This window comes from Chitinophaga sp. (assembly GCF_035564935.1).
Taxonomy (GTDB): domain Bacteria; phylum Bacteroidota; class Bacteroidia; order Chitinophagales; family Chitinophagaceae; genus Chitinophaga.
Window position 1 is genome coordinate 1 of record NZ_DATMTE010000589.1, and the last position, 1,856, is coordinate 1,856.

General features: G+C 42.9%; 2 protein-coding genes and 1 pseudogene. 2 read left to right on the plus strand and 1 reads right to left on the minus strand.

Translation table 11 applies throughout. The features are described 5' to 3' along the window. Positions 1-146: 146 nt before the first annotated feature. Positions 147-1,205, plus strand: a complete 1,059-nt coding sequence (locus tag VN105_RS14970) for a hypothetical protein (RefSeq protein ID WP_325642265.1) — start codon at positions 147-149, stop codon at positions 1,203-1,205. A 190-nt stretch (positions 1,206-1,395) separates the two neighbouring features. Then, a pseudogene (locus tag VN105_RS14975) lies at positions 1,396-1,506 on the plus strand (AraC family transcriptional regulator); the annotation flags it as partial. 6 nt (positions 1,507-1,512) lie between these two features. On the opposite strand, the gene VN105_RS14980 reads toward VN105_RS14975, so the two are convergent. Beyond that, positions 1,513-1,856, minus strand: a 344-nt coding sequence (locus VN105_RS14980) for a LytTR family DNA-binding domain-containing protein (protein WP_325642267.1), incomplete at its 5' end; no start/stop codon positions are given.

Below are 1,856 nucleotides of genomic sequence, written 5' to 3' on the forward strand. Positions count from 1 at the left end.
TACTTGTTTGCAACAGTTCTCAAATATACAAAGGAAAATTGCTATAATAATCCGGGCTGCAAATATTGCTTATTTAAGCTATGGAAAAAAGTATGTTGTCATAAAAGTGGTTGTGTATTACCTTCGCGACAGCATAAACAAAATACATGAGTCAATTTTTACATATAAAACTACCGTCAAGGAACAAATTAACATTCACTGCTAACCCGGTAAATGTGGTGCCATTACCGGATGGAGAGATCCTGATGAACTTTGCGAGTCAGCCGCTGATTACAAAGCTCAGTGCCAACCTTGAAATTGTTTGGGAAAAGATCATGCAGGGACAGAATGCGAACTATGTAAGCAGCAAGCTGTCGGCCTCTTCTGATGGCCGCCTGATTGCCGTTGCGGGCATAACAGATGTGCGGATTCTTGATGCGGAAGGCTCCATGGTATTGCATACTGTGGAACATGGCTCCTGGGGCTGGTTTCTTGGTGCTGCCTGTTATTTCTCTGAGGACAATAAAACGATCTGGTATGTATTACCTGGTGATAAAAATGAAACAGACAGGCTACAGGTAATGGATGCGTTCACTTTTGAGGTGATTGCTTCTTACCCGCTGCTGGAAAGCCATCAATACACCTATGCGTTTCATACTACGCCAAACAATGGCACTATCCTGCTGGAAGCGGCGGCCGGCCAGGAGAAATCCCTCCTGATGCAGTTGCAGCTGAACAACGGGGGCATCTCCCTGACTGAGCTTCCTCAATGTGAGGATATGATCATGGGCAATTTTGCGCCGTCAGGAAAAGAGTTTGTTATGGCTCCTCATGACGACGGGCCATTAAAGATCTATTCCTTCCCTGAAATTACCAGGATAGCGGAGCAGGATCAGGAAGCTATTTTCGAGGGCAGTAAAGATTTTCCTGCCGCCGAACCGGATAGTATCAATTACAGTGTATTTTTTGTAGATGATAACAGCATCCTGGTAGTTTCCCAGTTTGGAAGATTGTTATTGCTGAACAGAAAAGATCTGCGTTGCAAGGCAGAGGTAATGCCGGAAGGTATTGAGTTTACCGCATACAACCCGGATGGCAACCCCACTACTAACCCGGATTATATCTTTGATTACAGCAGTAATATCATCAATGTAATGATTGTGCACAACAAACTGTTGCTGACTACCGGCGATGGCCAGTTGTGCAGTTATGATCTACCTGTATAAGCCGTATTATATCCACCGCCGGTATTAAAATTGTTACTTTTCATGGTGTGTATGCCGGTACAAAAATGCGGTGCGTACCATCATTGAGGCGCTGCGCCAGGAGTTTGGTGTTGTATATCGCGTAACCGGCATCTCTCCCGGCTTTATTTATTGAAGTGGCTACACACCTGAATGTTACACCAGGTTAACTGTTGCCGGGATCGCCTATCAGCTGGGGCTTGAACATCCTCCATCTTTTAACAAACTGTTCAGGCAGTATATAAATGTTTCACCAACCGCTTTCAGAAAGTCTTTTAATTAGCCAAAACTACCTGCTCACGATCTTCTTTGTTACAAATTCGCTGAAAAAGAAGTCCCTGTAAATATTCCCGATAGGGATCTCGTTTGTACCTATATACACCGTATTATTATCCACGGAACCGATATGCTTAACATTGATGATATAGGATTTGCTTACTCTCACAAACATATCTTTCGGCAATTGATCCTGGATAGTTTTGATATTCATCGCCGTAACTACCTTCTGATTTTCACTGTGCATCACAACATAATCTTTTAAACCCTGAATAAAAAGTATGTTATTGAAATAAACTTTAAAAATTCTCCGGTCGGCTTTCACAAAGAAAAAATCGTCCGCCACCTGTTCAATAT